The sequence below is a fragment of the Microbacterium sp. NPDC055599 genome, from assembly GCF_053618975.1.
In genome coordinates, this window is record NZ_JBSHIM010000011.1 from 19720 (window position 1) to 46133 (window position 26414).

Here is a 26414-nt window from a genome sequence, read left to right on the forward strand (position 1 = left end):
GATGACCGAGGAGTCCCCACCCGTGCTTCCGGACGCGGACTACCTGGTGCTGTCCAGCCGCCTCATCCCGGGGCTCGACGGCGGATACACGATCGCGACCCTCGCCCGCGCCCGGATGCTGGCCGCGGCGGGCGTCGGCGACGGCGCCGGACCGGAACTGCTGACGTTCGATCCGGGTACCGCCGCCGACCACGCGGAGCATCGACGGGTGTTCACGGAGCGCGGCGCGCTGTCCGACCCGGGGCGGATGCGCAACCTCTTCGATGAGGCCATCGCACCGGAGGGCGGGGCGGCTGCGTGGCTGCGGGAGACCGCCGATGCCGCCGTCGTCGCCGACCCCGACGTCGAGTACCGGGTGCTGCGCGACGTCGAGGGCCGCCCGTTCGCCGCGCTCCCGGTGATCCCGGGCAACCCGGACTGGCACCTGACCGACGAGCCGGTGCTGGTGTACGACGCCGCGGGAGTAGTGGCCGGCGCCCTGCACGGCTTCCGCGGCCTGTACCGGGCGTGGCTCGACCACGTCGTGGCCGCCTCGGGCGACCGTCGCGTCGTCGTGATCTGCGAGTCGCGGCAGCTGGGCGAGCTCATCGCTGACTGGGACGACCCGCGCGTGCGCATCGTCCACACGATCCACACGATGCACGTGGAGGCGCCGTACACGCCGGACGCGACCATGAACACGCTGTGGACGCGGTGGTTCCGCCTGGCCGACCGCTTCGACGCGGTGGTCTGGCCGACCGCGACGCAGCGTGACGACGTGGTCGCGCGTTTCGGGGCGTCCGCGAATCACGTCGTGGTGCCCAACCCGATCGCGCCGGTCACGGCCCGCGCCGACCTGCGCGAGGATGGTCTCGTGGTGGTGCTGGGACGTCTCGCGCCCGGCAAGCGCATCGACCACGCGATCCGTGCGTTCCTCGCCGCCGATGTCGCCGGCACGCGACTGGAGATCTGGGGCACGGGGCCGGAGCAGGAGCGGCTGGCGGCGCTGATCGCCCAGCTCGACGCGGGCGACCGCGTGGTGCTCGCCGGGTATGCCGACGACCCGGCCACGGTGCTCGACCGGGCGTCGCTGCTGCTCACGTCGACCGCGTTCGAGGGGCAGCCGCTCGGGGTCGTGGAGGCGCTGCTGCACGGCACACCGGTCGTGTCCTACGACGTCCGCTATGGCATCCGCGATGTGCTCGGGGCGGGTGGCGGCGTGCTGGTGCCCGCGGGCGACGAGGGCGCACTGGCGACCGCGCTCCGCGATCTGCTGACCGACGCCGATCGTCTGGCCGTGCTGCGCGCTGAGGCGCCGTCGGTCGCGGCGGCCTGGAGCCCCGAGCGCTCCCTCGCCGCCCTCACGGGCGTGGTCGCCGAGGTCTCCGCCCGCCCCTCTCGACGCGCCTGATCCGCGGCGGCGCGGACGTCGGAGGAAAAGTTCTCCGTCGATGTCGATCCGGGCCGTTCCCGTTCGACGTCTTCAGTGAGAGGGTCGAGAGACGGCCCCATCCGACAAGGAGAACATCATGAAGTTCATGCTCATCATGCGCGCGACCGACGACGCGGTGGCGGCGTACCAGGAGATGCCCTTCGAGCAGGTCATCGAGGCCATGGGGCGGTACAACGAGTCGATGATGAAGGCGGGCGTGCTGGTCGCCGGCGAGGGCCTGACGGATGCCGCGGAGGGCTTCGTGGTGGACTTCAGCGCCGACAAGCCGCTGATCACCGATGGCCCCTACGGGGAGACGAAGGAGCTGTTCAACGGCTTCTGGATCGTGGAGGTGTCGTCGCGCGAGGAGGCTGCGGAGTGGGCGAGCCGTGCGCCGCTCGGACCCGGGTCGTACCTCGAGGTGCGCCGCGTGACCGGCCCGGAGGACTTCCCCGCCGACAACGAGTGGATCGAGAAGGAGGCGGGCTGGCGCGAGGAGCAGGCCCGCCGCGCCGAGCAGCAGTGACCGCCGGCCGATGGACGCGCACGACATGACGGCACGCTCCGCCCCCGCAGAGGGGTCGGCGGAGCGGGCCGTCGCCGCGGTGTGGCGCATCGAGTCCGCACGCATCGTGGGCACGCTCACCCGCATGGTCGGCGACTTCGGGCTCGCCGAGGATCTGGCGCAGGAGGCGCTGGTCGACGCACTGCGCCAGTGGCCCGTCGACGGGGTGCCGCGCAATGCGGCCGCGTGGCTCACCGCGGTCGCCAAGCGCAAGGCGGTGGACGCGTGGCGGCGTCGGGAGCGGCTGGACGACCGTCTGGCCCTGATCGCGCACGACCTGGAGCGCGAGCAGGCCGAGGTGCGGGATCCGTGGGACCCCGATGAGGTCGACGACGACGTGCTGCGGCTCATCTTCATCGCGTGCCACCCCGTGCTGTCGAGGGAGGCGCAGGTCGCGCTGACCCTCCGCGTGGTCGGCGGGTTGTCGAGCGAGGAGATCGCCCGGGCGTTCCTGGTGCCGACCGCGACCGTCCAGCAGCGCATCGTGCGGGCCAAGAAGACGCTCGCAGCGGCCCATGCGCCGTTCGAGGTGCCGCCGCGCGACGAGCATGCGCAGCGGCTCGGGGCGGTCCTGGGCGTGCTGTATCTGGTGTTCAACGAGGCGCACGCGGCGAGCAGCGGCCCGGAGTGGATGCGTCCGGAGCTGAGCGAGGAGGCGATCCGTCTCGCGCGCGTGCTGGCGGCGCTGATGCCGCGCGAGCCGGAGGTGCACGGTCTGCTCGCGCTGATGGAGCTCACCGCCGCCCGGTTCCCGGCCCGCCGCGACGCGAACGGCGAGCCGGTGCTGCTCGCGGATCAGGATCGTGGCCGCTGGGATCGCAGTCGCATCGTCCGGGGTCGCGCCGCGCTGGCGACGGCGGACGGGCTGGGACGCGGTCGCGGGGTGTACGGCCTGCAGGCGGCGATCGCGGAGTGCCATGCCATCGCGGCCTCGGTCGACGACACCGACTGGGATCGGATCGTGCTGCTGTACGAGGCGCTCGGTCGCCTGGCCCCGTCCCCGGTCGTGGAGCTGAACCGCGCCGCGGCGGTGGCGATGGCCACGGGCCCCGCGTCGGCGCTGCGCATCGTCGACCAGCTCGCGGCGTCGGGCGCGCTGCGCGGCTATCACCTGCTCCCGGCGACGCGTGGCGAGCTGCTGCGGCGTCTCGGGCGGGAAGACGAGGCCCGCAGCGAGTTCGCGGTCGCCGCGGGCATCGCGGGCAACGACCGCGAGCGTGCGCTGCTGGAGCGCAAGGCCCGCGGGGCGGTGAGCTGAGCCCCGCCGTAGGGCCGGGCCATCCCCGCGAGGACGGGTCCGGGGGAAACGAAAAGACCCGCCCCTCACGGATGCTGTCGCAGCCGTGGGGGACGGGCGTGATGACGCGGGGGCGCGTCGAGTGGGGTCGCGCGTCAGTCGTTGACCTTCTGGCCACGGCCGACGATGAGGCCGTAGATCAGCAGCACGATGATCGAGCCGCCGATGGCGAGGAGCCAGGTTCCGAGGTCCCAGAACTCCGTGAGAGGACGGTTGAGGATCAGGCTGCCGAGCCATCCTCCGAGCAGGGCGCCGACGACGCCGAGCAGCAGCGTAACGAACCACCCGCCTCCCTGCTTACCGGGCAGGATCAGCTTGGCGATGGCTCCGGCGATGAGGCCGAGGAGAAGAAAGCCGAGAAAGCTCATGGTCAGCTCCTTGATGTCGGGAGCCCCGGGGGGCCGGGGCTTCGTGATATCCACAGTGCCGCGATCGGCAGTCGCGTGCCAACCCCTTGCGCCGCACTCCCCGGATATGGCAAGAGGCCCGCCTCCCCGAGGGGAGACGGGCCTCTGTCGCGACGGGCGTCAGTTGTTGCCGCGGGCGATCGCGATGATCCGCAGGATCTCCACGTACAGCCAGACGACGGTGACCATGATGCCGAAGGCGCCGAGCCAGCCGTACTTGCGGGGAGCGCCGTTGCGCACACCCTGCTGGATCTGGTCGAAGTCGAGCACCAGCGAATACGCGGCCATGATGACCACGAGCACGCCGATGATCAGACCGAGCGGGATACCCATGATCTTCGCGCTGTACAGACCGAAGGCTTGCTCAGCGGGCAGGACGTTCGTCCACATCAGCACGAGGTTCAGCAGCGAGAAGACCAGATAGCCGATCATGGCTACGAGGAAGATCTTGGTGGCCTTCTTGGAGGCACGGATCTTGCCGCTCGCGAACAGTGCCAGGGTGACGCCGACCACAGCGATCGTGGCGAGCGTCGCCTGCAACACGATGCCCGGCCAGCGGACCTCGAAGAACGCGGAGATGCCGCCGATGAACAGGCCCTCGAACGCCGCGTAGGCGAAGATCAGCGCGGGGCGGACCGTCTTGCGCGAGGTGAAGGTGATGACCATCGCGAGCACGAAGCCGCCGAGCGCACCGATGATCCACGGCAGCATGTTGACGGTGTTGCCGCCGTACGGGTCGAAGCGCGGGGCCGAGATGCCGCCGAGGGTCCACACCCAGCCGACCGCGGCGGTGACGAGGAGGATCGCGAACAGTCCAGCGGTCTTCCACACCGTGTCCTCGACCGACATGCGGTCGGTCTCGATGGCGCCGGCGGGCGGCGCCGCGTACATGCCCTCGAGCTGCGCGTTGGTGGCGGCGTCGACGGAGGCGTGCGTGAACGAGGCGTTCTGCGCACCCTGAGCAGCCTGCGGAGCGCCGGGATACGTCGCGACGTTGCGCGGGTCCTGCTGCTGGAACGCAGGATTGTTGAAAGCGAAGTTGCTCATTGGTGGGCCTCACTCCAAAGGGGGGTAGTAGGTCGCTTTCCTCCACGATACCCGGGCGGCGACACGCGCGGGGTGTTCTACGCTGTGAGCGTGCCCAGGAAAAACCCGCTCGTGATCGGGCATCGCGGAGCCCCCGGCTATCGCCCGGAGCACAGCCGCTCCTCCTATGAGCTCGCGCTGGCGATGGGCGTGGACGCGGTCGAGCCCGACGTGGTGGCGACGAAGGACGGGGTGCTGATCGTGCGCCACGAGAACGAGATCTCGGGCACGACCGACGTCGCGGAACACCCCGAGTTCGCCGATCGCCGGACGACCAAGCGCGTGGACGGCGCGACGCTGACCGGCTGGTTCACCGAGGACTTCACGTGGGACGAGCTCGCCACGCTGCGCACCCGCGAGCGGCTGCCCGAGGTGCGGGTGTCGAGCGCGAGCTTCGACGGGGGCCAGGCGATCCTGCGGCTGCGTGAGGTGCTCGACCTCGTGCGCGAGGGGTCGGTGGAGCACGGCAGGGAGATCGGCGTGGTGCTGGAGGTGAAGCACGCCACCTACTTCGCGAGTGTCGGTCTCGACCTGGCGCCGCTCATCGCCGCGGAACTGCGCGAGGCCGGATGGGCGGACGGCGCGCTGCCGCTGGTGATCGAGAGCTTCGAGTCGACCGTGCTGCGGCAGCTGCGCGCGCTCGGGGTGCCGGCGTCGTACGTATATCTGATCGAGGCGAAGGGGCGTCCGTACGACCTGGCCGTCGCGCAGGGGAAGCGGGCGCGCACGTACCCCGAGACGGTGACGCCCGCGGGGCTCGACGCGCTGGTGGGTGAGGTGGACGGCATCAGCGTCGACAAGAAGATGCTGCTGGCCGAGGGGAACACGATCGTCGCGGATACCCACGCCCGCGGCCTGTCGGTGTTCACGTGGACCTGCCGCCCCGAGAACGCGTTCCTCGCCCCGCGGTTCCGCGGCGACGGCGGGCGCGGGGCGTTCGGCGACTACGAGGCCGAGTGGGACGTGATCGCGCGGCAGGGCGTGGACGGCGTGTTCGTCGACCACCCCGACCTGGGTGTCGCGTTCTTCCGGGGCTGACGTCCGCGGGTCAGAGCGTGCGGTCGAAGGCGCCGCGGCGGGTGGAGACGATCTCCTTGCCGAGGGGCATGAGGGAGACCGGGATCATCTTGAAGTCGGCGATGCCCATCGGGATGCCGATGATGGTGACGCACAGGGCGAGGCCGGAGACGATGTGCCCGATCGCGAGCCACCAGCCCGCGAGGATGACCCAGAGCACGTTGCCGAGGAACGAGCCGACGCCGGCGGTCGGCTTGCTGACGACCTCGCGGCCGAAGGGCCAGATGGCGTAGCGGGCGATGCGGAACGAGGCGATCGCCCAGGGGATGGTGACGATCGGGATGCACAGCAGCACTCCGGCGAGCAGATAGCCGAGGAAGAGGGCCCAGCCGGCGAGGATGACCCAGATGATGTTGAGGATCGTGCGCATTCTGCGATTGTGTCATCCGGTCGCGGGCGCGGCTGGGGATCCGCCCGGAGGTCCCGGGTGGGCGCGCGAACCGATGCCAGACTGACCGCATGACCGGAATATTGGTGCAGGACGTCAGCAGGGCCTTCGGGACGGTGCAGGCCGTACGCTCGGCCACCCTCCGCGCGGAACCGGGCAAGGTGACCGGACTGGTCGGGCCCAACGGTGCGGGCAAGACCACGCTGCTGCTCATGCTCGCGTCGCTCCTGGCACCCGACACCGGCACGATCCGCATCGGCGGCGTCGACCCGGCCGAAGATCCGCTCGCGGCCCGGCGACTGCTCGGCTGGATGCCCGACGCCCTCGGCGCCTGGCCCTCGCTCACCGCCCGCGAGACCATCGTCACGACCGCCCGGCTCTACGGCATCACCGCCGCGGATGCCGCCGTCCGCGCCCAGCAGCTGCTCGCCCTCGTCGGCCTGGGCGAGCTCGCCGACTCGCCGGCCAAGGTGCTCTCGCGCGGACAGAAGCAGAAGCTCGGCCTCGCCCGCGCCCTCGTGCACGACCCCCAGGTGCTGCTCCTCGACGAGCCGGCCTCCGGACTCGACCCCGAAGCGCGCGTGCAGCTGCGGGTGCTGCTGCGCCGGTTCGCGGCCGAGGGTCGCACGATCCTCATCTCCAGCCACATCCTGTCGGAGCTCGAGGAGGTCGTCGACGACGCCGTGTTCCTCGTCGCCGGATCGGTGGTCGACGCCGCCCCCGCGCAGAGCAGCGTGCGCGCGTGGCGCATCCGCCTGGCGGGCGTCACCCCGGAGCGCCTGAGCGCCGACACCTGGCAGGTCGCATCGCAGCTCGGCCTCGCGCCCGAGTCGCTCGCCGTCGACCGCGGCGCCGTGCTCGTGGGGTTCGCCGGGGAGGACGCAGCCGCCCAGTCGCTGCGGCGGCTCGTGGAGGCGGGACTACCCGTGGCGGAGTTCGCACCGGCGCAGAGCGACCTCGAGCACACGTTCCTGCACCTGCAGCACCCCGCGCCCGCACAGCCGGCGACCGCGCCGACCCCGCCACCGCCCGCCCCGCCCGCGGCCACATCGCCCGCGACCACCGAAGGAACGGAGGCCGGCGCATGAGTCTCGCGAACATCGGCATCATCGCCCGGCTCGAACTCACGCAGCGGCTGCGGAGCGTCGGCTGGTACGTGCTCCTCGGCGTCTTCGCCCTCGTGCTGCTGGGCATCACCGGGCTCGCGTTCGCCGTGTACTCCTGGGGCGACGCGGTCGGCGCCGGGGTGTACTCCATCGTCGTCAACATCGTGCTGCTGCTCGTGGTGCTCGTCTCGCCGACGCTCAGCGGCAACGCGATCAACGGCGACCGCGATGCCGCCACCCTCGGTGCGATCCAGGTCACGGCCGCGTCGACCGGCGACATCATGCTGGGCAAGCTCCTCGCCGCCATCGCGACCGGCGGGGCGTTCCTGCTCGTCGCCGTGCCGTTCCTGGCGCTGTCGTTGCTCGGTGGCGGCGCCGATCCGCTCGTGCTCCTGGTGTCGCTGCTCGTGCTCGCGGCCGAGATCGTGGTGGTGGCCGCGATCGGGGTCGGGCTCAGCGGGCTCATCGCGCGCCCCCTGTTCTCCGTCGCGGCCACCTACCTCGTCGTCTCGGGGCTCGTGGTCGGCACGCTGATCGTCTTCGCGCTGGGCGGCATGGCGATCCGCAGCGAGGCCACCAGCTACAGCCGTCCGTACGACGCGAACGGCAACGTCGAGTGCGACCGGTGGGAGGTGTCGACGACCTACGAGGCGCCGCGCTTCGACCTGGTGTGGTGGGCGCTCGCCGCGAACCCGTTCGTGGTGCTCGCGGACGCCACGCCCACCGAGTTCTCCAGGGACGGGTACCCCGTCGACCTGTTCGGCCAGATCAAGTACGGCCTGCGCAGCGCCCAGCAGTCACCGCTGGAGCAGCGGTGGGACGAGTGCGACACGGACGGGAACTACCGCACACCGCAGGAGGTCATCGAGTCGTCGGTGCCCAGCTGGTTCGTGGGGCTCGGGGTGCAGGTCGTGATCGCCGGATCGCTGTTCGCCGGGGCCTGGGCGCGCACCCGCACGCCCGCGCGACGCCTGCCACCCGGCACGCGGATCGCCTGACGGTACGGGAGGTCACGCCCTGTGCTCGGATTCTCTGACCCAGCTCGAGTACTCGACGAGTGCTCTGACGTCCGACGCCGCCAACACGCGAAGGTCGTCGTCGGGGAACAGGGTCTGAACGGTGAGCACAGGATGGCCCTCCGCATCGAGACGACTTCCCACGGCTTCGAGGTTGAGCGGATCGGCGCGGACGATTCGAGCGTGTGCATCGCGCACCTGCGCGAGCGTGTGGGCGGAGGCTACGACGCGGAGATCGTCGCCGAAGAACGGGCGTAGTCGATCCCGCACCGTGTCGACGTCGTACGCCACCACGTAGTGAAGGTAGTGGCGTGACCCGTGACGCTCCTGGCACAACGGAACCCACTCGGCCGCGAGGGGCGGATCGTCGGAGAACAGCAGGTTCGCTACGTCCTCGGCGAACGGCGCGTCGAACGGCGCGGGAACATGCTCCTCGATCCCGCGGAATCTCGCCGGCGGTTCGCGCGTTAACGCTGGACGCGCCGAGATCACCCGGAGCGCACGCTCCGTCACCGTTGCCTGGATCTGCACGAGGCCGCCGTCCTGAGCGGCCAGAAGTTCGGCGCTCGGATCGGTGAGACGCAGTCGCGCTCCTGGAAGCGGTGGTTCGGAGGGGCGCTCGATCTCAAGCTGGGAATCGCCCTCTCGTCGAAGAGCGCCCGTGCATGTCACCGTCGAGCCCACGCCGAGGAATGCTGTAAGGGGTTCGATAGGGGGCATCAGCATCCGCAGGGGTCGTAGGGGTTGTCTTCCAGGACCCAGAGCGCGTATTTATAAGGCGGCCATGGGTAACCGGGTGCCTTCGTGTCGCGACGGCACTGGTGATCATAGAGGCCGTACTTGGCCGCGAGGCCAGACGACTTCAGATGCTTCCAGCGAGCTTCGCAGGTGCTGATCGATTTGAAACCGCTTTGCCATGGACGCCAATGCATCGCCGCGCTAGCCTGCTCTGCTGTCCCGATGGTCAGCATGAAGGCCAACAGGGCCGTCAAAATGGCGGCGGAGAATCGGGATCCCCGCCCGGAATTGACTGTCGTTTGCACGTTGCTACTCCCTCGAAACTGGTGGACCCGGGCATCAGGACCGGTCGGAATCCGGGCCTCGTGCGGGCCACGGTAAGTCGAAGTCGCGGGTACGCGGACGCAGGGGTTTTGGGATATCGGGATGAAACAGCGACGGAGGCCGCGGGATCGCCACCCGCCGTTCACCCTCCGTGCACCGGGCGGACCGACGGCGTCCACCGGGGGTCGGTGGTCTGGGCTCATACCCGTCTGAGCCCGTCCGGGCGATCCCTCCAGGAGACTCCATGCCCCGCTTGCAGTCCGCAGCGGCGGTCGCGGCGGTGTGCGCACTGAGCGCCGCCGCCCTGCTCGCCGCCCCCGCCGCGGTCGCCGCCACCGGCGTCCGTCCGACCGAAGAGACCGCGCCGGTCGCCGACCCGTCGGGGCTCGTACTGAACGAGATCGTCTACGACGACGCGCCCACCGGGCTCGCCGACCAGGTCGAGCTGTACAACGCGGGCGACACCCCCGTGGACCTCGCGGGCTGGACCATCGCGGACGAGAAGCGCGACAGCGTCGGTCGAGCACCGGAGGGCACGGTGCTGGCGCCCGGCGAGTTCCTCGTGCTCGTGAAGGACGTGGACTTCCCGTTCGGGCTCGGCAAGGGCGACGAGGTCGTGCTCGTCGACCCCAGCGGCGTCGAGGTCGACTCCTACGCGTACGACAACACGGCCCCGCTGTCGGTATGGGCGCGTTGCCCCGACGGCACGGGGGCCTGGGCGCCGGCGACCGCGGTGACGCCGGGAGCGCCCAACGACTGCAGCGTTGCGCCCGTCGACGGCTCGATCCGCATCAACGAGGTCGACTCGCAGCCCGCCGACTGGGTGGAGTTCCACAACCCGGGCACCGAGGCGCTCGACCTCTCCGGATACGAGATCCGCGACAACTCCGACGACCACCGCTGGACGTTCCTGCCGGGCACGCAGATCGCGGCGGGACAGTTCCTCGTGGTGGAGGAGGGCACGATCGGCCTGGTCGACGGCGTCGAGACCGCGTTCCGCGACCCGATCGGCATCGGCAGCGCCGACCGCATCCGTCTCTTCGACGCGTCGGGAGCGATGATCGACGACACGCTGCCCTGGCAGGGTCATGCCGCGATCGACGGGGACGCCGCCGCTGCCACCCTGGCCCGCTGCCCCGACGGGGTCGGCGCGTTCGTGCTCGCCTACGCGACCCCGGGAGCGGCGAACTCCTGCGTCCTGCCGTCGGTCGCGATCAACGAGATCGAGTCGAACGGCGACGCCACCGACTGGGTCGAGGTCATCAACACCGGCAGCACGCCGGTCGACCTGTCGGGGTGGACCGTGATGGACAACGACCCGGTCGGGCACGCCGCCGAGACCACGCCGCTTCCCGCCGGCACCGTGCTGGCGCCCGGCGGTTACCTGGTGTTCGACCAGCCCGAGGATTTCGTCTTCGGGCTCGGCAACGGCGACACCGTGACGATCCGCGACGCGAACGGCACCGCGGTCGATCAGCACGTGTACCCCGCACACGCCGAGGGTGTGTGGGCGCGCTGCGCCGACGGCTCGGGCGAGTTCATAGATGCACCAGCCGCCACCAAGGGAGCGCGCAACGCCTGCGGCAACCCGGTGCGCATCAACGAGGTGGAGTCTGACGGCGGCTCGCCCGACGACTGGGTCGAGCTCGTGAACCCGACGACGGTGGCCCTCGACGTGTCGGGCATCGTCGTGAAGGACGACGACGACGCGCACGCCTACGCGATCCCCGCCGGCACCTCGATCGCCGCGGGCGGCTACCTCGTGATCGAGCGCGCGCAGCTCGGGTTCGGCCTCGGCGGAGGCGACGCGGTGCGGGTGTTCGACGGCGATCTGCTCGTCGACGAGACCAGCTGGGGTGAGGGGCACGCGGCCGTCACCTGGGGCCGCTGCCCCGATCTGACGGGCGCCTTCGCGGTCACTGCGGAGTCGACCAAGGGTGCAGCGAACGTGTGCGCCGGCGAGGTGCCGGTGGGCGTGTGGCCCGGCTCCGCGGAGGTGCGCGTGGTCGACGAGACCCCGACGTTCCTGGAGGACAGCTCCGGCCTCGACGTGCAGGAGACGGCCGACGGTGCGGTGCTGTGGGCCGTGGACAACGGCGAGGGGCGCATCTGGAAGCTCGATGCGCACGCCGACGGCTCGGTCGAGAAGGCCGACGGCTGGGACGAGGGCAAGCGCGTCCGCTTCCAGAAGGATGCGCAGGACCCCGGCGCCGCCGGCCCCGACACCGAGGGCATCACGGTCGACGGCGACGGCTTCGTCTACGTCGCCTCCGAGCGCGACAACAGCGCGAAGGGCGTGAACCGGAACGTCGTGCTGAAGGTCGACCCCGAGGCGAACGCCGGAGACCTGGTCGCCCTGCAGGAGTGGGACCTGACGGCACTGCTTCCCGCGGTCGGCGCGAACCTCGGCGTGGAGGCCGTGCAGTGGGTGCCGGACGCGGCGCTCGCCGGGAAGCTCTTCGACGACACCACGGGCGCCGCCTACGACCCCGCCGACCACGCCGGTCACGGCAGCGGCCTGTTCCTGGTCGCGGTGGAGGACAACGGGCACGTCTACGCTTTCGCGCTCGCCGCGGACGGCACCGCGACCCTGGTGTCGGAGCTCGCGCCGGGTCTCGCCGGCGTCATGGCCCTCGACTGGGACACGGTGCGGAACACGCTGTGGGCGGTCTGCGACGACGGCTGCCAGGGTCGTTCGGCCGAGGTCACCCTCAACGGCACCGCACAGCCGGGCATCGCCCACTATGCGCGACCGGCGGGCATGCCCGACATCAACAACGAGGGCTTCGCGACCGCGCCGGCCTCGCTGTCTGTCGACGGACAGCGCCCGGTGTGGTGGTTCGCCGACGGCTTCGCCGCGCAGGCGCTGCGCATGGGCACGCTGCCAGGCGGCGTGGACGGCGAGAACCCGGGCGGCGAGAACCCGGGCACCGGCACTCCGCCGCTGCCGGGGACCGACCTCGTCGACGGCAACCGTCACGGCGTGACGGTCGACCCGGCGGTCGCGAGCCGGGGTCAGCGGGTCACGGTCTCGGTCGGCTCCGCCGCCGCCGGCACCGCCGCCGAGGTGTGGCTGTACTCCGACCCGGTGCGCCTCGCCACGGGGACCCTCTCGGCGACGGGTGCCCTCACGGTCACGGTCCCGGCGGACGCGGCCCTCGGCGCGCACCGCATCGCGGTCTACGCGGCGGACGGAGCCCTGCTGGGCTGGGCTGATCTGCGCATCGCGGAGGGCACGGGCGCCGCGGGCGGCCTCGCTGCCACGGGCGCAGAGCTTCCGGTCGCGGCGGCGGTGCTGGCGCTCGTGCTGCTCACGTCCGGTGCGGTGGCGGTCGGACGCCGCCGTCGCGCGCACTGATCGGGCGGAGGGGCGCGCGGGCGAGGCTCGCGCGCCCCTCTCGGCGTGCGCACGACTCCCGCGACCGCGATGTCGGTGCCGCCGCCTAGACTCGTAAGGTCATGACCGAAGCCCCTCTCATCGTCCCCGGATCCGTCGGCCCCCAGTCCTCCGGCGCCCCCGCACAGGACGACCTCCTCGCCGGCCTGAACCCGCAGCAGCTCGAGGCCGTCACCTACCGCGGCCCCGCACTCCTGATCGTCGCGGGGGCGGGGTCGGGCAAGACCAGCGTGCTCACGCGCCGCATCGCCTCGCTGCTCCGCAACCGCGAGGCGTGGCCGAGCCAGATCCTCGCCATCACCTTCACGAACAAGGCCGCCGGCGAGATGCGCGAGCGTGTCGAGGGCATCATCGGCGACGCCGCGCGGGGCATGTGGATCTCCACCTTCCACTCGGCCTGCGTGCGCATCCTCCGCCGCGAGGCGCAGCAGTTCGGCTTCACGAAGAACTTCACGATCTACGACTCCGGCGACTCGCGCGCGCTCATCAAGCGCCTGGTGAAGGAGCACGAGGCCGACGCGTACGGCCTCACCCCCGCCTCGGTGCAGGGGCGCATCTCCAAGCTCAAGAACGAGCTGTCCGACGCCGAGTCCTACGCGCGCCAGGCGAACATGACCGATCCGGCGGAGCGCGTGTTCGTCGAGGTGTTCGCCGACTACCAGCGGCAGCTGCAGCGCGCGAACGCGTTCGACTTCGACGACCTGATCGGGCAGACCGTGTACCTGTTCCGGGCGTTCCCGCAGGTCGCGGACACGTATCGGCGGCGGTTCCGGCACATCCTGGTCGACGAGTACCAGGACACCAACCACGCCCAGTACGCGCTCATCCACGAGCTCACGCGTCCGGTGTCGGGTGTCGGATCGGCGCCCGATCCGTATGCCTCGAACGGCATGATGATCTTCGAGCCCGACCCCGTGCCCTCCGCGGGCGCGGGCGAACCGGGAGCCTCGCTCACGGTGGTCGGCGACTCCGACCAGTCGATCTACGCGTTCCGCGGCGCCGACATCCGCAACATCAGCGAGTTCGAGCGCGACTTCCCCGGCGCGAAGGTCGTGTTGCTGGAGCAGAACTACCGCTCCACGCAGAACATCCTCTCCGCGGCGAACGCCGTGATCGGCAACAACTTCGACCGCAAGGACAAGAAGCTCTGGAGCGACCGGGGCGACGGCGACAAGATCATCGGGTTCACCGGCTACTCGCAGCACGACGAGGCGCAGTTCGTCGCCGACGAGGTCGAGGCGCTGCACCGCGCCGGCATGCCGTACTCCGAGATGGCCGTGTTCTATCGCACGAACTCGCAGTCGCGCGCGCTGGAGGAGATCTTCATCCGCTCGGCCGTGCCCTACAAGATCATGGGCGGCACCAAGTTCTACGAGCGCGCCGAGATCAAGGACGCGCTGGCCTACCTGGTCGCCGTCGCGAACCCAGCCGATGAGATGGCGGTGCGCCGCATCCTCAACAAGCCGCGGCGCGGCATCGGCGATGTGACCGAGACCGCGATCGCCCGGTTCGCCGACGAGCACGGCATCACGTTCCGGGAGGCGCTGTCGATGCCCGGTCAGCTCGGTGTCGGGCCCAAGATCCAGGCCGCGATCGCGCAGCTCGACGCCGTGCTCGCGGAGGCGACCGCGATCATGCTGCCCGCCACGGGCGAGGTGCCGCCGCCCACGTCGGTGGCCGACGGTCTGAGCCTGCTGCTGTCCAAGAGCGGCTACCTCGACGCGCTGCGCGCCAGCCGCGACCCGCAGGACGAGGCGCGCGTGGAGAACCTCGACGAGTTCGTCGCCGTGACCCGCGACTTCGCGCGCAACAACCCCGAGGGCACGATCACCGACTTCCTCACCGAGGTCGCCCTGGTGTCCGACGCCGACGACCTCGACGACGAGTCGGGGTCGGTGTCGCTCATGACGATGCACACCGCCAAGGGCCTGGAGTACGACGCGGTGTTCGTGACGGGTGTGGAGGAAGACCTCATCCCGCACCGCATCTCTGCGGGGGAGCCCGGGGGGCCGCAGGAGGAGCGTCGACTGTTCTACGTCGGCATCACCCGCGCCCGCAAGCGCCTGCACCTGTCGCTCGCGATGACGCGGGCTCAGTTCGGCGAGGTGTCGGTGGCGATGCCGAGCCGGTTCCTGCAGGAGATCCCCGCGGCGCTGATCGATTGGCGGCAGTCGCCCGGCGACGTGAACTCGCGCGGCGGCATGCAGTCGAGGGCCCTCAACGCGCGGCGCTCTGGTGGCTTCGGCGGTTCGGGCTCCGGCGACCGGTTCGGCGTCAAGCCGCTGCCGCGGGAGTCGCTCAAGCCCCTGTCGACCGCGATGGACAAGATCCCCAACCGGGTGACGGCCAAGATGCGCGACAACGGCGACCTGGAGCTCGCGGCGGGCGACCGCATCCGGCACGTCGACTTCGGCGAGGGCCGCGTGGACGCGGTCACGGGCGAGGGGGCGAAGCGGATCGCCCACGTGCGGTTCGACACGGCGGGGCAGAAGAAGCTGCTCATCAAGGTCGCGCCGATCGAGAAGCTGTAGCGCCGCTCGCGGGGCCGGAACACGCAGACGGTTAGGCTGGCTCATATGGCCCTCTTCTCCCGCCGCAAGAAGTCCGGCGACGACGCTGTCGCTTCCCCCGAGGTCGAGTCCACCCCGGTCGAGTCTCCTGAGACGACCGCACTCGAGACGACCGCGCCCGAGGGAACCGCGTCCGAGGCGAGCGCGCCCGAGGGAACCGCCTCCGCGACCGGAGCGCCGGCGACCGAGGGTACGGATCCTGCGCCCGAGGCCGCCGCGACGCCGACCGTGGGCATCTCCGTGCAGGCGTTCCGCGGCGTCGGCGCCGAGGCCGGCCCCGAGGTCGCGCCCCCCGCTGCCGAGCCGGACCCCAGCGCCCCCACCGTCACCTCTCCCGCCACCGCCCCCGCCTCCACCGCCCCCGCTTCCGCACCCTCCGCGACCGCCCCCGCCGCGCGCCCGACCGGGCAGCCCGCGACGCCGCAGGAGCGGAAGCTGCCGCTGGCCCCGGCCCTCCCGCCGGAGCAGACGGAGAGCGTCCCCGGCATGAAGGACAACGTCCTGCTGCGCGAGGCCCTGGCCCAGATCGAGGCCGGAGCGTCGAACGAGCAACTGCTCGGGGTGCTGCGGCAGGCGCTGCAGAGTCACCTGTTCATCCGCGTGAACGGCGACGCCAGGGAGCAGATCAGCGAGGGCAAGCCGCTCGCGGTCGCGGTCGTGCGCGACGGCGATCGTCAGTTCATGCTCGCGTTCAGCTCGGCGGCCGCGGTGCGCGACTCCGTGCAGCTCGAGGGTGACCCCTCCGCGACGTCGGCGGTCGCGCAGCCGTCCACCTCGGTCATGCAGCACGTGGTCGCGGGGGAGTTCGCCGGACTCATCATCGACAACGCCTCGGCGCCGCACCGCGTGGTGTTCCCCACGGAGCTGCTGGAGAAGACGCTCGAGCAGGCCGACACCGAGATGACGGTCAAGTCCCTGATCGCTGGCCCGCGCGCGCAGGACACCCCGGCGAAAGTGGGGGAGGCCCTCGCGACGACGCGCATGTGGGTGGCCGTGAACGACGGATCCGGAACCGGTCAGGTCGGCATCGCCGAGGCCCAGACCGCCGACGGCCGCCGGTTCCTGCAGCTCTTCTCGCACCCGCTGGAGGTCATCGCCCTGGGGCGTGGGGACCGGCCGCTGCCGTTCGAGCCGGAGCAGCTGGCGAAGGTGCTCACGAGTCACGCCGAGATGGCGGGCGTGATCGTGGACTCCGCCGGTCCGTCGATCGTGGTGGAGCGCGACGCCCTCGCACCGGTGCTCGTCCGCGCCGTGCAGATCGACGACTGAGCCGAGCGTGTTCCCCCGGCCGCCGGGGGTTCCGCCCGTCGGGGGTGCGCCCTAGGGTCGGATCATGGCCTCCGAACGCGTGACCCTAACCGTCTCCGACCCCGACGGGGAGCGCGAGGTCTCCCTCTCCAGCCCGAACCGGGTGGTGTGGCCCGACCTCGGCATCACCAAGGCCGAGCTGGCGGAGTACGTGCAGCAGGTCGCGCAGCCGTTCCTGTCGGCCAACGGCCATCGCCCCGTGTCGCTCGAACGGTTCCGCGACGGCGTCGGCGCGAGCGGGGAGCCGAGGGCGGAGGGCTTCTTCTCGAAGAACCCGCCCAAGGGCACCCCCGACTTCGTCGATGCCGTGACCGTGACGTACAACAGCGGCCGCCGACACCCGCAGATCGTGCTCACCCGGCCCAGCGCGATCGTGTGGGCGGTGCAGATGAACACGATCGTGTTCCACCCGTGGGCGTCGCTGGCGGAGAACTCCGACAACCCGGTGGAGCTGCGCATCGACCTCGACCCCCAGCCCGGCACCGGCTTCGCCGAGGCCGTGCCCGCGGCCCACGCGCTGCGGGAGGTGCTGCGCGAGGCCGGTCTGGAGGCGTTCGCGAAGACGAGCGGCAACCGCGGCCTGCACGTGTTCGCGCCGATCGAGCCGACGCACGAGTTCCTCGACGTGCGGCACGCGGTGATCGCGGCAGGGCGCGAGCTGGAACGACGCATGCCCGACCGGGTCACGACGAACTGGTGGAAGGAGGAGCGCGGCGAGCGGCTGTTCGTGGACTTCAACCAGGCCAACCGCGACCGCACCATGGCCGGCGCCTACAGCCCCCGTGCGCTCCCGGGAGCGACCGTCTCGACGCCGGTGCACTGGGACGAGCTCGACGACGTCGATCCGCGCTCGTTCACGGTGCGCAGCATCCCGCAGCGACTCGACGACATCGGCGACCCGTGGGCCGACATGCAGGCGACGCCGGGACGCATCGACACCCTCCTGGAATGGTGGGAGCGAGACCTGGCGGCGGGGCTGGGCGAGCTGCCGTTCCCGCCCGAGTTCCCCAAGATGCCCGGCGAGCCGCCGCGCGTGCAGCCCAGCAAGAAGAACGCCGCGAACTGGGACGAGAACGGCAACCCCGTCGAGGACTGACCCGGCTCAGCTGAGCACGTCGGCGAGGTCGTAACCCGCGACCGTGTCGAGCTGGTCGTACGTGCAGGAGCGCGCGTCGCGGTCGGGTCGCCACCGCTCGAACTGCACCGTGTGGCGGAAGCGCGCACCCTCCAGCTGGTCGTACCGCACCTCCAGCACGCGCTCGGGGCGGAGGCGCACGAACGACACGTCCTTCGACCCGCTGAACCGCGAACGCTCACCCTCGCCCGTCACGGCCGCTCCGGAGGCGTCTCGCTCCACGAGCGGCGCGAGCTCCTCCACCAGCTGCTGGCGCCGCGCGTCGCTCCAGGCCGCGACACCGCCGACCTGGCGCAGTGTCCCGTCGGCGTCGTACAGCCCGACCAGCAGCGAGCCCACCCCGGAGCCGGACTTGTGGATGCGGTAGCCGAGCGCGACCACGTCGGCGGTGCGGGCATGCTTGATCTTGAGCAGGGTGCGCTTGCCCGGCGCGTAGGGCTGGTCGAGCGGCTTCGCCACGACGCCGTCGAGCCCGGCACCCTCGAACTCCTCGAGCCAGCGGACGGCGGCGTCGCGGTCGCGCGTGGTGCGGGTGAGGTGCAGGGGATGCTCGACCGCCTCCATCACGCTCTCCAGCCGGGCGCGCCTCGTCTCGAAGCTCTGCGTCTGCAGGTCGTCCTCGCCGTACGCGAGCAGGTCGAAGGCCACGAACATGGCAGGGGTCTCCGCGGCGAGCTTCGCGATGCGCGAGGCGGCAGGGTGGATGCGCTGGCTGAGGGCTTCCCAGTCCAGCCGCTGCGCTCCCTGCGGCCCGGTCGCCACCACGATCTCCCCGTCGAGCAGGCACGGGCCGGGGAGCAGCTCCGGGATCGCGTCGACGAGCTCGGGGAAGTAGCGCGTGAGGGGCTTCGCGCCGCGGGATCCGATCTCGACGGTCTCGCCGTCCCAGGCGATCAGCCCGCGGAAGCCGTCCCACTTCGGCTCGAAGAGCAGTCCGCCGGGATGCTTCACGGGGTCGGGCACCGTGGCGGTCGCCTTGGCGAGCATGGGGGCGGGGATCTCGTAGCGCATGCACCCATCCTGGACCGCGGGCGTCGCGGGGAGGAAGGGGTTGCGGTCAGCCGAACAGGTCGCCCAGCTCCGCCGGCGTGCCCGCGTCGCGCAGCACGGTGTGCGCCGCGTGCCAGCCGGCCATGCCGTTGACCGCGGGGCCGGGCGGGGTCGAGGCCGAGGCGAGGTACACGCCGGGCATCGGGGTGCGCCAGGGTGCGGGGGAGAGCACGGGACGCCGCAGCGCCTGCCGCATGTCGAACACGCCCCCGGAGATGTCGCCGCCGATCTCGGCCGGGTTGAGGGCCTCGCGGGAGGACGCCGGCACCGCGTGGTGGGCGAGGATGCGGTCGCGGAACCCCGGAGCGAACCGCTCGACCTGTGCCGTGATGAGCTCGGTGGGGTCGAGGTCGCTGCCGCCGGGGACGTGGATGTAGGCCCACAGCACGGCCTTGCCCTCCGGAGCCCGCGTCGGGTCGAACACCGAGGGCTGCACCGCGAGCACGTAGGGCCGGTCGCTCACGCGCCCGATCGCCACCGCGTTCTCGCTGTTCCACACCTCGTCGCGGTCTCCGGCCACGTGCACGGTCGGGGCGTTCCGCACGTGCGGGTTGGCCCACGGCACGGGGCCGTCCAGGGCGAAGTCGACCTTGGCGGCGGCCGCACCGTAGCGGTAGGTACGCACGGCCCTGGCATAGCGGGCGGGGATGTCGGGGTGCGTGAGGGCGAGCCGCGGCGAGGTGTTCAGCAGCAGCACGTCGCCGCGCGCGGGGTCGCCCCCGTCGAGGCTGGCGAGGTCGCCGACGTGCACCCCGGTCTCGACGGTGCCGCCGTGCGCCTCGAGATCGGCGATCAGGGCGTCCGCGATGGTCTGGGATCCCCCGCGCGGGTACGGCCACCCTCCGGCGTGCGCGAGCGCGGCCAGCAGCAGCCCCGCCGCCGCGCCCGCGAGCGTCGGCTGCGGCGAGTTCGCGTGCGCCACGACCCCCGCCATCAGGGCGGCGGCCTCGTCGGTGCGGAAGGCGGCGCGGGCGAGGGGAGTGCCCTGATCCAGCATCCGCACCGCGTAGCGCGCCGCGGTGACGGGGTCGCGCGGGATGCGCAGGAGCTGGTTGCCGGTGAAGTCGGTCACGCCGTCGATGTGCGTGGTGAGCGGCCGCAGTCGTCGCAGCCAGGCGTCGCGGTCGGGCCCGAGGTCGGCCGCGGTGCGTTCGAGGTCGCGCCACGCGATGGCCGCTCGCCCGTCGTCGAGCGGGTGGGCGAAGGAGATGTCGGGCCGGATCCACGTGACGCGCTCGTCGAGGCCGAAGGCCCGGAAGAACGGCGAGGCGAGGGCGGCGGGGTGCACGGCGGAGCACACATCGTGCCGGAACCCCGGGAGCGTGGTCCCCTCGGTCGTGCGCAGGCCACCGCCCGCGGTGTCCGCCGCTTCGAGCACGCGTACCCGGTATCCGGCTCTGGCCAGCGCGACGCCCGCCGAGAGGCCGTTCGGTCCGGAGCCGATGATCGTCGCGAGGGGCATGGCGCCAGTCTCGCACGCGGCAGACGGTCGGCCGAGGGGGTTGCGCCATGCGATCCTGGAAGGGATGAATGAAGTCCAGGGCCCGACCCCCGCCGGCACCTCCCGTCCGTACCGCTCGCTGCCGGAGGCGCTCCGCGCCCACCGCATCGATCCGGTGAACCACGCCTTCATCGGCGAGATCGTGGACCAGATCGGGGTGACCTCCCTGATCGACCGCGGTCGCTACATCGAGGCCATCCGCCGGGGCGACGGCGCGGCGCTGCACATCGGCCGCACCTACACCAACGGATTCACGGAGGACGAGGTGGTCACGGTGGGCTCGACCCGCCTGCGCCTGCAGCCGAGCGAGGGGCGCGCACCGTACTTCTACGTCACGCACCCGAGCGAGTTCGCGCCGCCGACCGCCGTGCGGGCCAAGCGCTCCTCCGCGCCGCGCACTCCCGCGGCCCCGCGCACGCCCGCGGCGCCCAAGCCCGTCGAGCGCGACTACGGCGTGTGCGACGTGTGCTTCATGGTGAAGACGCCCGCGGGCGGCTGCGGCTGCGACTGACCCGCGACCGTGTGATGCAGGCGCCCAGCGTCAGGCGAAGGCACTCATCCCCGTGATGTCGCGGCCGAGCAGCAGCGCCTGCACCGACTCCGTGCCCTCGTAGGTGTGGATGGCCTCGATGTCGGCGAGGTGCTGCATCACGCCGTTCTCCAGCAGGATGCCGTTGCCGCCGAGCAGGTCGCGGGCGGTCGCGGCGATGCGGCGGGCGGCGCGGGTGTTGTGGAACTTCGCAAGCGAGGCCTGGGTCGGCCGCAGCTGCCCCGCCTGCTCCAGGTCGGCCATCCGGCGGCAGTACAGCTGCATCGCCGTGAGGTCCTCCAGCATGTGCGTCAGCCGCTCCTGCACCATCTGGAACTTGGCGAGCGGCTTGCCGAACTGCACGCGCTCCTTCGCGTAGGCCAGCGCGGCCTCGTAGCAGGCGGTCGCGTGGCCGAGGGCCGACCACGCGACACCCGAGCGCGTGGCGTACAGCACGGTCGACGCATCCTTGAAGCTCGTCGTCCCCGGGAGCACGGCGTCGAGGGGCACGCGCACGTTGTCGAGGCGGATGTGGGCCTGGTGGATCGCGCGCAGCGAAGCCTTGCCGCGGATCACGGTGCCGGTGTAGCCCGGGGTGTCCTGCTCGACGAGGAAGCAGCGCACGGCGCCGTGCTCCGCGGCCGACTCGTCGTCGACCCTGGCCCAGACGAACGTGATGCCGCCCGAGGCGCCGTTGCCGATCCACTTCTTGGTGCCGCGGAGCACCCAGGAGTCGCCGTCGCGGCGCGCGGTGGTCTCCAGGGAGACGGAGTCGGACCCGTGGTCGGGCTCGGTCAGTGCGAACGAGCCGAGCACGGAGCCGTCCGCCAGCGCGGTGAGCCACCGTTCCTGCTGGGCGGGGGAGCCGAACAGCGCGAGGGTTCGAAGGGCCAGGCCGCCCTGCACCGCGAGGATCGTGCCGAGGGAGCCGTCGCCGCGGGAGATCTCCATGTTGACCAGCCCGGCGGCGAGGGGGGAGAGGCGCGTGAGCGACGGGTGGTCGATGCCGTCGACCACGAGGTCCAGCTCGCCCATGCGGCGGGCGGCGTCGAGGGGGTACTCGGCGCGGTCCCAGGCCTCGGCCATCTGCGGGGCGACCTCGTCGACGTACGCCTTGGCGCGGTCCCAGGCCTCGCGGTCGGCCGCGGGGATGTCGGTGAACACGGCGTAGTAGTCGCTGTCCTGCCGGCCGGTGACGTCGTACGACGAGACGCGCTCGCCGGGGAACGGGGAGGCTTCGATGCTCATGGGTGCTCCTTCGTGGACCTGAGTATCGTACTCCTCGATACTGGGTCCCACGAGCCCCGAGCCCGCCGCGGTATCAGTCGAGCCGGGAGCGCAGCCGCCGCGTGACCTCGGCGACCGGCATCGCCCGCGGGAACACCGCCACCACCACGTCGTCCGGGGCATCCGCGGCGGACCCGTCCGCGACGCCGTAGCGCCGCCGCACATCCGCGAGCGCCGACTGCAGGGTCGACAGCGGCACCTTCCTGCGGCCACGCAGCAGCTGTCGCAGCACGTGATTGTGCACCGCGGTGACGAGCGCCGCGAACCCGACCGCGTCGAGCGGATCGACGCCGGGGAGGGCGCCGCGCAGGTACTCGTCGAACAGTCGCTCGTAGCGGAACACCGTGATGATCTCCCGCTCGCGCAGCACCGGCACCTGGCGCACGATCTGGTAGCGGCGACGTGCCATCTCCGGGTCGCTGGAGAAGTGCGCGAACACCGATTCCGACGCCGCGCATACCGCCGCCCACGGGTCGTCGTGCCCCTCGGCGAGGAACTCCCTGAGCTGATCCAGCAGGACCTCGTGGTCGGCGAAGACCACATCCTCCTTGCCGCCGAACTGTCGGAAGAAGGTCGAGCGGGACACCCCCGCGGCCTTCGCGATCTGCTCGACGGAGGTCTGGTCGAAGCCCTGGGTCCGGAAGAGCTCGAGGGCGGCGGCGACGACGGCGTCGCGCGATTCGGGGAAGTCTCGCATGACGAAATCCTAGGTCCTCGTCGACCGGCCGCCGCGGTCATCGCCGCCCGCCCCGCGCTCCGGAGCGGTCAGGCCGAGGTAGTAGGCTGGGGGACTGGTCGATGTCTCGACATCGAGAGAATCACCAGACCAACAGCAGCCCAGTGAAGGAACCACAGTGGATCTGTACGAGTACCAGGCACGAGACGTTTTCGAGAAGTACGGAGTGCCGGTCCTCGCCGGCATCGTCGCCGACACCCCCGAGGAGGTGAAGGCGGCCGCCGAGAAGATCGGCGGTGTGGTGGTCGTCAAGGCCCAGGTCAAGACCGGTGGCCGCGGCAAGGCCGGCGGTGTCAAGGTCGCCAAGACCCCCGATGAGGCGTACGAGGCCGCCAAGGCGATCCTCGGCCTCGACATCAAGGGCCACGTCGTCAAGCGCGTCATGGTCGCGCAGGGCGCTCGCATCGCCGAGGAGTTCTACTTCTCCGTGCTGCTGGACCGCGCGAACCGCTCCTACCTGAGCCTCTGCTCGGTCGAGGGCGGCATGGAGATCGAGGAGCTCGCGGTCGAGCGCCCCGAGGCCCTCGCCCGCGTCGAGGTCAACCCGCTCACGGGCATCGACAAGGACAAGGCGGTCGAGATCGCCCGCGCCGCGAACTTCCCGGAGGACCTCGTCGAGAAGGTCGCCGACGTGTTCGTGAAGCTCTACGACGTCTACAAGGGCGAGGACGCGACGCTGGTCGAGGTCAACCCGCTCGTCCGCACCGAGGAGGGCGACATCATCGCCCTCGACGGCAAGGTCACGCTCGACGACAACGCGTCGGAGATCCGCCACCCCGAGCACGAGGCGCTCGAGGACAAGGACGCCGCCGACCCGCTCGAGGCCAAGGCCAAGCAGAGCGGCCTGAACTACGTCAAGCTCGACGGCGAGGTCGGCATCATCGGCAACGGCGCGGGTCTGGTCATGTCCACGCTCGACGTCGTGGCCTACGCGGGTGAGAACCACAACGGCGTCAAGCCGGCCAACTTCCTCGACATCGGCGGCGGCGCCTCGGCCGAGGTCATGGCGGCGGGCCTCGACGTCATCCTCGGCGACCCGCAGGTCAAGAGCGTGTTCGTCAACGTGTTCGGTGGCATCACGGCGTGCGACGCCGTGGCCAACGGCATCAAGGGGGCACTGGAGACCCTCGGCGACACGGCCTCGAAGCCGCTCGTCGTCCGTCTCGACGGCAACCGCGTCGAGGAGGGTCGCGCGATCCTCGCGGAGTACGCGCACCCGCTCGTGACCCTGGCCGCAACCATGGACGAGGGCGCCGACAAGGCCGCCGAGCTCGCCAACGCCTGAGACTGAAGGACGAGAGAAATGTCGATCTACCTCAACAAGGACTCCAAGGTCATCGTCCAGGGCATCACCGGCGGCGAGGGCACCAAGCACACCGCGCTCATGCTCAAGGCCGGCACCCAGGTCGTCGGTGGCGTGAACGCGCGCAAGGCCGGCACCACGGTCTCGCACACGGACAAGGACGGCAACGCCGTCGAGCTCCCCGTCTTCGGCTCGGTCGCCGAGGCCATGAAGGAGACCGGCGCCGACGTGTCGATCGCCTTCGTCCCCGGCGCCTTCACGAAGGACGCGATGATCGAGGCCATCGACGCCGAGATCCCGCTGCTCGTCGTCATCACCGAGGGCGTCCCCGTGGGCGACTCGGCCGAGGCCTGGGCCTACGCGCAGAGCAAGGGCAACAAGACCCGCATCATCGGCCCGAACTGCCCCGGCATCATCACCCCCGGTGAGGCGCTCGTCGGCATCACGCCCGCGAACATCACCGGCAAGGGCCCGATCGGCCTCGTGTCGAAGTCGGGCACCCTGACCTACCAGATGATGTTCGAACTGCGCGACCTGGGCTTCTCCACCGCCATCGGCATCGGCGGCGACCCGGTCATCGGCACCACGCACATCGACGCGCTGGCCGCGTTCGAGGCCGACCCCGAGACCAAGGCGATCGTGATGATCGGCGAGATCGGCGGCGACGCCGAGGAGCGCGCGGCGGAGTACATCAAGGCGAACGTCACGAAGCCGGTCGTCGGCTACGTCGCGGGCTTCACGGCTCCCGAGGGCAAGACCATGGGTCACGCCGGTGCGATCGTCTCCGGCTCTGCCGGTACCGCGCAGGCGAAGAAGGAGGCCCTCGAGGCCGCGGGCGTGAAGGTCGGCAAGACGCCGTCCGAGACCGCCGCGCTGATGCGCGAGATCATCGAGGCGCTGTAAGGCGTACACTCGTAGCGAAGGCCCCGGGCTCCACCCCGGGGCCTTCGTCGTGTCCGGGGCATCGTCGTGCCCAGGCCTTCGTCGTGTCCGGGGCATCGTCGTGCCCAGGTCCTCGTCGCGTCCGGGCTCAGTGCGCCGACGTCACGGCGTCGAGCAGGCGGTCGAGTGCCCGGTGTGCCTGCCGTCGCGCCGCGGTGTCGTCGGGGCGGGCGGCGAGCCACAGGGCGAGCTCGTTCATGGCGCCGGACAGCGCGGCGGTGAGGGCGTCGACCTGTGCGGACGGGACCCCGGCCTCGCGCAGTCCCGCACGCAGCTCCTGCTCCGGCCCCTCGGCGTCGAGCCGACGCCACTGCTCCCAGCCGAGCACGGCGGGGCCGTCGACGAGCAGCACGCGCGCGGCGGTTCCCGCGGTGATGGCGTCGAGGAAGGCGTGACTGCCGTCGCGGAGCGCGGCGGGGCCGGGGGTGTCGCGCGTGGCGGTCGCGATGGCGGCGGCGACCCGCTCCTGCGCGGCGGCGGCGACGGCCGCGAACAGTCCGGGCTTCGAGTCGTAGTGGTGGTACACGGCGCCGCGTGTCACGCCCGCGGCCCGGGCGATGTCGTCGACCGAAGCCGCCGCGTATCCGTGTTCGGCGAAGTGCGCGGTGGCGGTGTCGAGGATGCGGCGGGCCGTGGCGGCGGCGTCGGCGGCGGAGGCGCGGGGCATGCGGGTTCCTTTACGTACGTGTTGTATGTATTCTAGCCGGACGAATACAAACACGCAGTATGTAAAGGAGTGACGATGGAGATCACCAGCTTCTACCCGGTGCTGATGGTGGACGACGTGTCCGCGGCAGCGCGGTTCTACCGCGAGGAGCTCGGATTCGACACGACGTTCGAGGCCGACTGGTACGTGAGCCTGCGCTTCGACGGGGGAGAGCTCGCGATCCTCGACCGTACGCACGAGACCATCCCGGAGGGCTTCCGCGCACCGGTCACCGGACTGCTGCTGAACGTCGAGGTGCCAGACGCCGCCGCCGAGCACGCCCGGCTGGTGGGGGAGCGCGGACTGACCGAACGGCTGGCCCTGCGCGATGAGGACTTCGGTCAGCGGCACTTCATCGTCGAGGCTCCCGGCGGGGTGCTGATCGACGTGATCGAGCCGATCGAGCCGTCCGCCGAGTTCGCCGCCGCCTACGCCTGAGGCCCAGGGAAACCACGGAGGGGGGGGGGGGGGGGGACCCCCCCCCCCCCTGGGCCCCCCTTCCCACCCCCCCCCCCAACAACCACCCCCCGGGTCC

General features: G+C 71.4%; 23 protein-coding genes. 14 read left to right on the top strand and 9 right to left on the bottom strand.

Annotation, left to right across the window (positions count from 1 at the left end; genetic code table 11):
* Nucleotide 1 precedes the first annotated feature (1 nt).
* The 3 genes from ACWGQ1_RS12010 (at nucleotide 2) to ACWGQ1_RS12020 (ending at nucleotide 3234) form a co-directional block, all read left to right on the top strand.
* Nucleotides 2-1390, top strand: a complete 1389-nt coding sequence (locus tag ACWGQ1_RS12010) for a glycosyltransferase (protein WP_378822563.1) — start codon at nucleotides 2-4, stop codon at nucleotides 1388-1390.
* A gap of 118 nt (nucleotides 1391-1508) precedes the next feature.
* Entirely contained in the window at nucleotides 1509-1937 is a 429-nt protein-coding gene (locus ACWGQ1_RS12015; RefSeq protein WP_136033557.1) for a YciI family protein, read from the top strand.
* Between the two features lie 25 nt (nucleotides 1938-1962).
* Complete coding sequence (locus tag ACWGQ1_RS12020) at nucleotides 1963-3234, top strand: RNA polymerase sigma factor (protein WP_378803469.1); 1272 nt, start codon at nucleotides 1963-1965, stop codon at nucleotides 3232-3234.
* Nucleotides 3235-3368: 134 nt separating this feature from the next.
* Here the strand turns inward: ACWGQ1_RS12020 and ACWGQ1_RS12025 are convergent, their stop codons facing one another.
* Nucleotides 3369-3641 (bottom strand): GlsB/YeaQ/YmgE family stress response membrane protein, encoded by a 273-nt coding sequence (locus tag ACWGQ1_RS12025; protein ID WP_136033553.1) that lies wholly within the window; start codon nucleotides 3639-3641, stop codon nucleotides 3369-3371.
* 159 nt (nucleotides 3642-3800) lie between these two features.
* Entirely contained in the window at nucleotides 3801-4727 is a 927-nt protein-coding gene (locus ACWGQ1_RS12030) for a Bax inhibitor-1/YccA family protein (RefSeq protein WP_136033551.1), read from the bottom strand.
* A 90-nt stretch (nucleotides 4728-4817) separates the two neighbouring features.
* Between ACWGQ1_RS12030 and ACWGQ1_RS12035 the strand changes: the two genes are divergently transcribed.
* Nucleotides 4818-5804 (top strand): glycerophosphodiester phosphodiesterase family protein, encoded by a 987-nt coding sequence (locus tag ACWGQ1_RS12035; RefSeq protein WP_452313033.1) that lies wholly within the window; start codon nucleotides 4818-4820, stop codon nucleotides 5802-5804.
* Nucleotides 5805-5814: 10 nt separating this feature from the next.
* Here the strand turns inward: ACWGQ1_RS12035 and ACWGQ1_RS12040 are convergent, their stop codons facing one another.
* Nucleotides 5815-6213 carry a YccF domain-containing protein gene (locus ACWGQ1_RS12040; RefSeq protein ID WP_136033547.1) on the bottom strand — a complete coding sequence of 133 codons (399 nt, stop codon included), beginning with the start codon at nucleotides 6211-6213 and terminating at the stop codon, nucleotides 5815-5817.
* A gap of 89 nt (nucleotides 6214-6302) precedes the next feature.
* Here ACWGQ1_RS12040 and ACWGQ1_RS12045 point away from each other — a divergent pair, with 89 nt between their 5' ends.
* Nucleotides 6303-7319, top strand: a complete 1017-nt coding sequence (locus tag ACWGQ1_RS12045; protein ID WP_136033545.1) for an ABC transporter ATP-binding protein — start codon at nucleotides 6303-6305, stop codon at nucleotides 7317-7319.
* On the top strand, nucleotides 7316-8335 hold the full coding sequence (locus tag ACWGQ1_RS12050) for an ABC transporter permease (RefSeq protein ID WP_136036396.1): 1020 nt from the start codon (nucleotides 7316-7318) through the stop codon (nucleotides 8333-8335). Before ACWGQ1_RS12045 ends, ACWGQ1_RS12050 begins: the two co-directional genes overlap by 4 nt.
* A 12-nt stretch (nucleotides 8336-8347) precedes the next feature.
* Here the strand turns inward: ACWGQ1_RS12050 and ACWGQ1_RS12055 are convergent, their stop codons facing one another.
* Nucleotides 8348-9079, bottom strand: a complete 732-nt coding sequence (locus ACWGQ1_RS12055; protein WP_168443104.1) for a hypothetical protein — start codon at nucleotides 9077-9079, stop codon at nucleotides 8348-8350.
* Nucleotides 9080-9659: 580 nt separating this feature from the next.
* Here ACWGQ1_RS12055 and ACWGQ1_RS12060 point away from each other — a divergent pair.
* The 4 genes from ACWGQ1_RS12060 (at nucleotide 9660) to ligD (ending at nucleotide 17786) form a co-directional block, all read left to right on the top strand.
* Entirely contained in the window at nucleotides 9660-12773 is a 3114-nt protein-coding gene (locus tag ACWGQ1_RS12060) for a lamin tail domain-containing protein (protein WP_452313034.1), read from the top strand.
* A 101-nt stretch (nucleotides 12774-12874) separates the two neighbouring features.
* Nucleotides 12875-15343: an ATP-dependent helicase gene (locus ACWGQ1_RS12065; RefSeq protein WP_136035931.1), complete on the top strand. Its 2469-nt coding sequence runs from the start codon at nucleotides 12875-12877 to the stop codon at nucleotides 15341-15343.
* Between the two features lie 45 nt (nucleotides 15344-15388).
* Nucleotides 15389-16651, top strand: coding sequence for an SseB family protein (locus ACWGQ1_RS12070; RefSeq protein ID WP_452313035.1), 1263 nt, complete (start codon nucleotides 15389-15391; stop codon nucleotides 16649-16651).
* 64 nt (nucleotides 16652-16715) lie between these two features.
* A complete protein-coding gene (gene ligD / locus ACWGQ1_RS12075) occupies nucleotides 16716-17786 on the top strand; it encodes a non-homologous end-joining DNA ligase (RefSeq protein WP_136036211.1) in 1071 nt (356 codons plus the stop codon).
* A gap of 6 nt (nucleotides 17787-17792) precedes the next feature.
* Here the strand turns inward: ligD and ACWGQ1_RS12080 are convergent, their stop codons facing one another.
* Entirely contained in the window at nucleotides 17793-18836 is a 1044-nt protein-coding gene (locus ACWGQ1_RS12080) for an ATP-dependent DNA ligase (RefSeq protein WP_136036212.1), read from the bottom strand.
* Nucleotides 18837-18882: 46 nt separating this feature from the next.
* Nucleotides 18883-20337, bottom strand: a complete 1455-nt coding sequence (locus ACWGQ1_RS12085; RefSeq protein WP_136036213.1) for a phytoene desaturase family protein — start codon at nucleotides 20335-20337, stop codon at nucleotides 18883-18885.
* A gap of 64 nt (nucleotides 20338-20401) precedes the next feature.
* On the opposite strand from ACWGQ1_RS12085, the gene ACWGQ1_RS12090 reads away from it, so the two are divergent.
* The gene (locus ACWGQ1_RS12090) at nucleotides 20402-20887 is read left to right on the top strand and encodes a hypothetical protein (protein WP_136031186.1); all 486 of its coding nucleotides are present in this window, start codon (nucleotides 20402-20404) and stop codon (nucleotides 20885-20887) included.
* 30 nt (nucleotides 20888-20917) lie between these two features.
* On the opposite strand, the gene ACWGQ1_RS12095 is transcribed toward ACWGQ1_RS12090, so the two are convergent.
* Together ACWGQ1_RS12095 and ACWGQ1_RS12100 are read right to left on the bottom strand one after the other, a co-directional pair.
* On the bottom strand, nucleotides 20918-22153 hold the full coding sequence (locus ACWGQ1_RS12095) for an acyl-CoA dehydrogenase family protein (RefSeq protein ID WP_136036214.1): 1236 nt from the start codon (nucleotides 22151-22153) through the stop codon (nucleotides 20918-20920).
* Between the two features lie 73 nt (nucleotides 22154-22226).
* Nucleotides 22227-22889, bottom strand: coding sequence for a TetR/AcrR family transcriptional regulator (locus tag ACWGQ1_RS12100; RefSeq protein ID WP_136031183.1), 663 nt, complete (start codon nucleotides 22887-22889; stop codon nucleotides 22227-22229).
* A 157-nt stretch (nucleotides 22890-23046) separates the two neighbouring features.
* Between ACWGQ1_RS12100 and sucC the strand changes: the two genes are divergently transcribed.
* Both sucC and sucD read left to right on the top strand, forming a co-directional pair.
* A complete protein-coding gene (gene sucC / locus ACWGQ1_RS12105; RefSeq protein ID WP_136031181.1) occupies nucleotides 23047-24213 on the top strand; it encodes an ADP-forming succinate--CoA ligase subunit beta in 1167 nt (388 codons plus the stop codon).
* A gap of 18 nt (nucleotides 24214-24231) precedes the next feature.
* Nucleotides 24232-25134, top strand: a complete 903-nt coding sequence (gene sucD / locus ACWGQ1_RS12110) for a succinate--CoA ligase subunit alpha (protein ID WP_136036215.1) — start codon at nucleotides 24232-24234, stop codon at nucleotides 25132-25134.
* 127 nt (nucleotides 25135-25261) lie between these two features.
* On the opposite strand, the gene ACWGQ1_RS12115 is transcribed toward sucD, so the two are convergent.
* Nucleotides 25262-25840, bottom strand: a complete 579-nt coding sequence (locus ACWGQ1_RS12115; RefSeq protein WP_452313036.1) for a TetR family transcriptional regulator — start codon at nucleotides 25838-25840, stop codon at nucleotides 25262-25264.
* 75 nt (nucleotides 25841-25915) lie between these two features.
* Here ACWGQ1_RS12115 and ACWGQ1_RS12120 point away from each other — a divergent pair, with 75 nt between their 5' ends.
* Nucleotides 25916-26317, top strand: coding sequence for a VOC family protein (locus tag ACWGQ1_RS12120; RefSeq protein ID WP_136031025.1), 402 nt, complete (start codon nucleotides 25916-25918; stop codon nucleotides 26315-26317).
* Nucleotides 26318-26414: the final 97 nt, after the last annotated feature.

Coding starts and splice junctions, on each gene's coding strand:
- ACWGQ1_RS12095 (WP_136036214.1), bottom strand. CDS start 22,153: ATGAGCATCGAAGCCTCCCCGTTCCCCGGCGAGCGCGTCTCGTCGTAC.
- ACWGQ1_RS12025 (WP_136033553.1), bottom strand. CDS start 3,641: ATGAGCTTTCTCGGCTTTCTTCTCCTCGGCCTCATCGCCGGAGCCATC.
- ACWGQ1_RS12050 (WP_136036396.1), top strand. CDS start 7,316: ATGAGTCTCGCGAACATCGGCATCATCGCCCGGCTCGAACTCACGCAG.
- ACWGQ1_RS12080 (WP_136036212.1), bottom strand. CDS start 18,836: ATGCGCTACGAGATCCCCGCCCCCATGCTCGCCAAGGCGACCGCCACG.
- ACWGQ1_RS12085 (WP_136036213.1), bottom strand. CDS start 20,337: ATGCCCCTCGCGACGATCATCGGCTCCGGACCGAACGGCCTCTCGGCG.
- ACWGQ1_RS12120 (WP_136031025.1), top strand. CDS start 25,916: ATGGAGATCACCAGCTTCTACCCGGTGCTGATGGTGGACGACGTGTCC.
- ACWGQ1_RS12015 (WP_136033557.1), top strand. CDS start 1,509: ATGAAGTTCATGCTCATCATGCGCGCGACCGACGACGCGGTGGCGGCG.
- ACWGQ1_RS12065 (WP_136035931.1), top strand. CDS start 12,875: ATGACCGAAGCCCCTCTCATCGTCCCCGGATCCGTCGGCCCCCAGTCC.
- ACWGQ1_RS12010 (WP_378822563.1), top strand. CDS start 2: ATGACCGAGGAGTCCCCACCCGTGCTTCCGGACGCGGACTACCTGGTG.
- ACWGQ1_RS12060 (WP_452313034.1), top strand. CDS start 9,660: ATGCCCCGCTTGCAGTCCGCAGCGGCGGTCGCGGCGGTGTGCGCACTG.
- ACWGQ1_RS12115 (WP_452313036.1), bottom strand. CDS start 25,840: ATGCCCCGCGCCTCCGCCGCCGACGCCGCCGCCACGGCCCGCCGCATC.
- ACWGQ1_RS12020 (WP_378803469.1), top strand. CDS start 1,963: ATGACGGCACGCTCCGCCCCCGCAGAGGGGTCGGCGGAGCGGGCCGTC.
- ACWGQ1_RS12100 (WP_136031183.1), bottom strand. CDS start 22,889: ATGCGAGACTTCCCCGAATCGCGCGACGCCGTCGTCGCCGCCGCCCTC.
- ACWGQ1_RS12055 (WP_168443104.1), bottom strand. CDS start 9,079: ATGCTGATGCCCCCTATCGAACCCCTTACAGCATTCCTCGGCGTGGGC.
- ACWGQ1_RS12030 (WP_136033551.1), bottom strand. CDS start 4,727: ATGAGCAACTTCGCTTTCAACAATCCTGCGTTCCAGCAGCAGGACCCG.
- ACWGQ1_RS12090 (WP_136031186.1), top strand. CDS start 20,402: ATGAATGAAGTCCAGGGCCCGACCCCCGCCGGCACCTCCCGTCCGTAC.
- sucD (WP_136036215.1), top strand. CDS start 24,232: ATGTCGATCTACCTCAACAAGGACTCCAAGGTCATCGTCCAGGGCATC.
- ACWGQ1_RS12045 (WP_136033545.1), top strand. CDS start 6,303: ATGACCGGAATATTGGTGCAGGACGTCAGCAGGGCCTTCGGGACGGTG.
- ACWGQ1_RS12070 (WP_452313035.1), top strand. CDS start 15,389: ATGGCCCTCTTCTCCCGCCGCAAGAAGTCCGGCGACGACGCTGTCGCT.
- ligD (WP_136036211.1), top strand. CDS start 16,716: ATGGCCTCCGAACGCGTGACCCTAACCGTCTCCGACCCCGACGGGGAG.
- ACWGQ1_RS12040 (WP_136033547.1), bottom strand. CDS start 6,213: ATGCGCACGATCCTCAACATCATCTGGGTCATCCTCGCCGGCTGGGCC.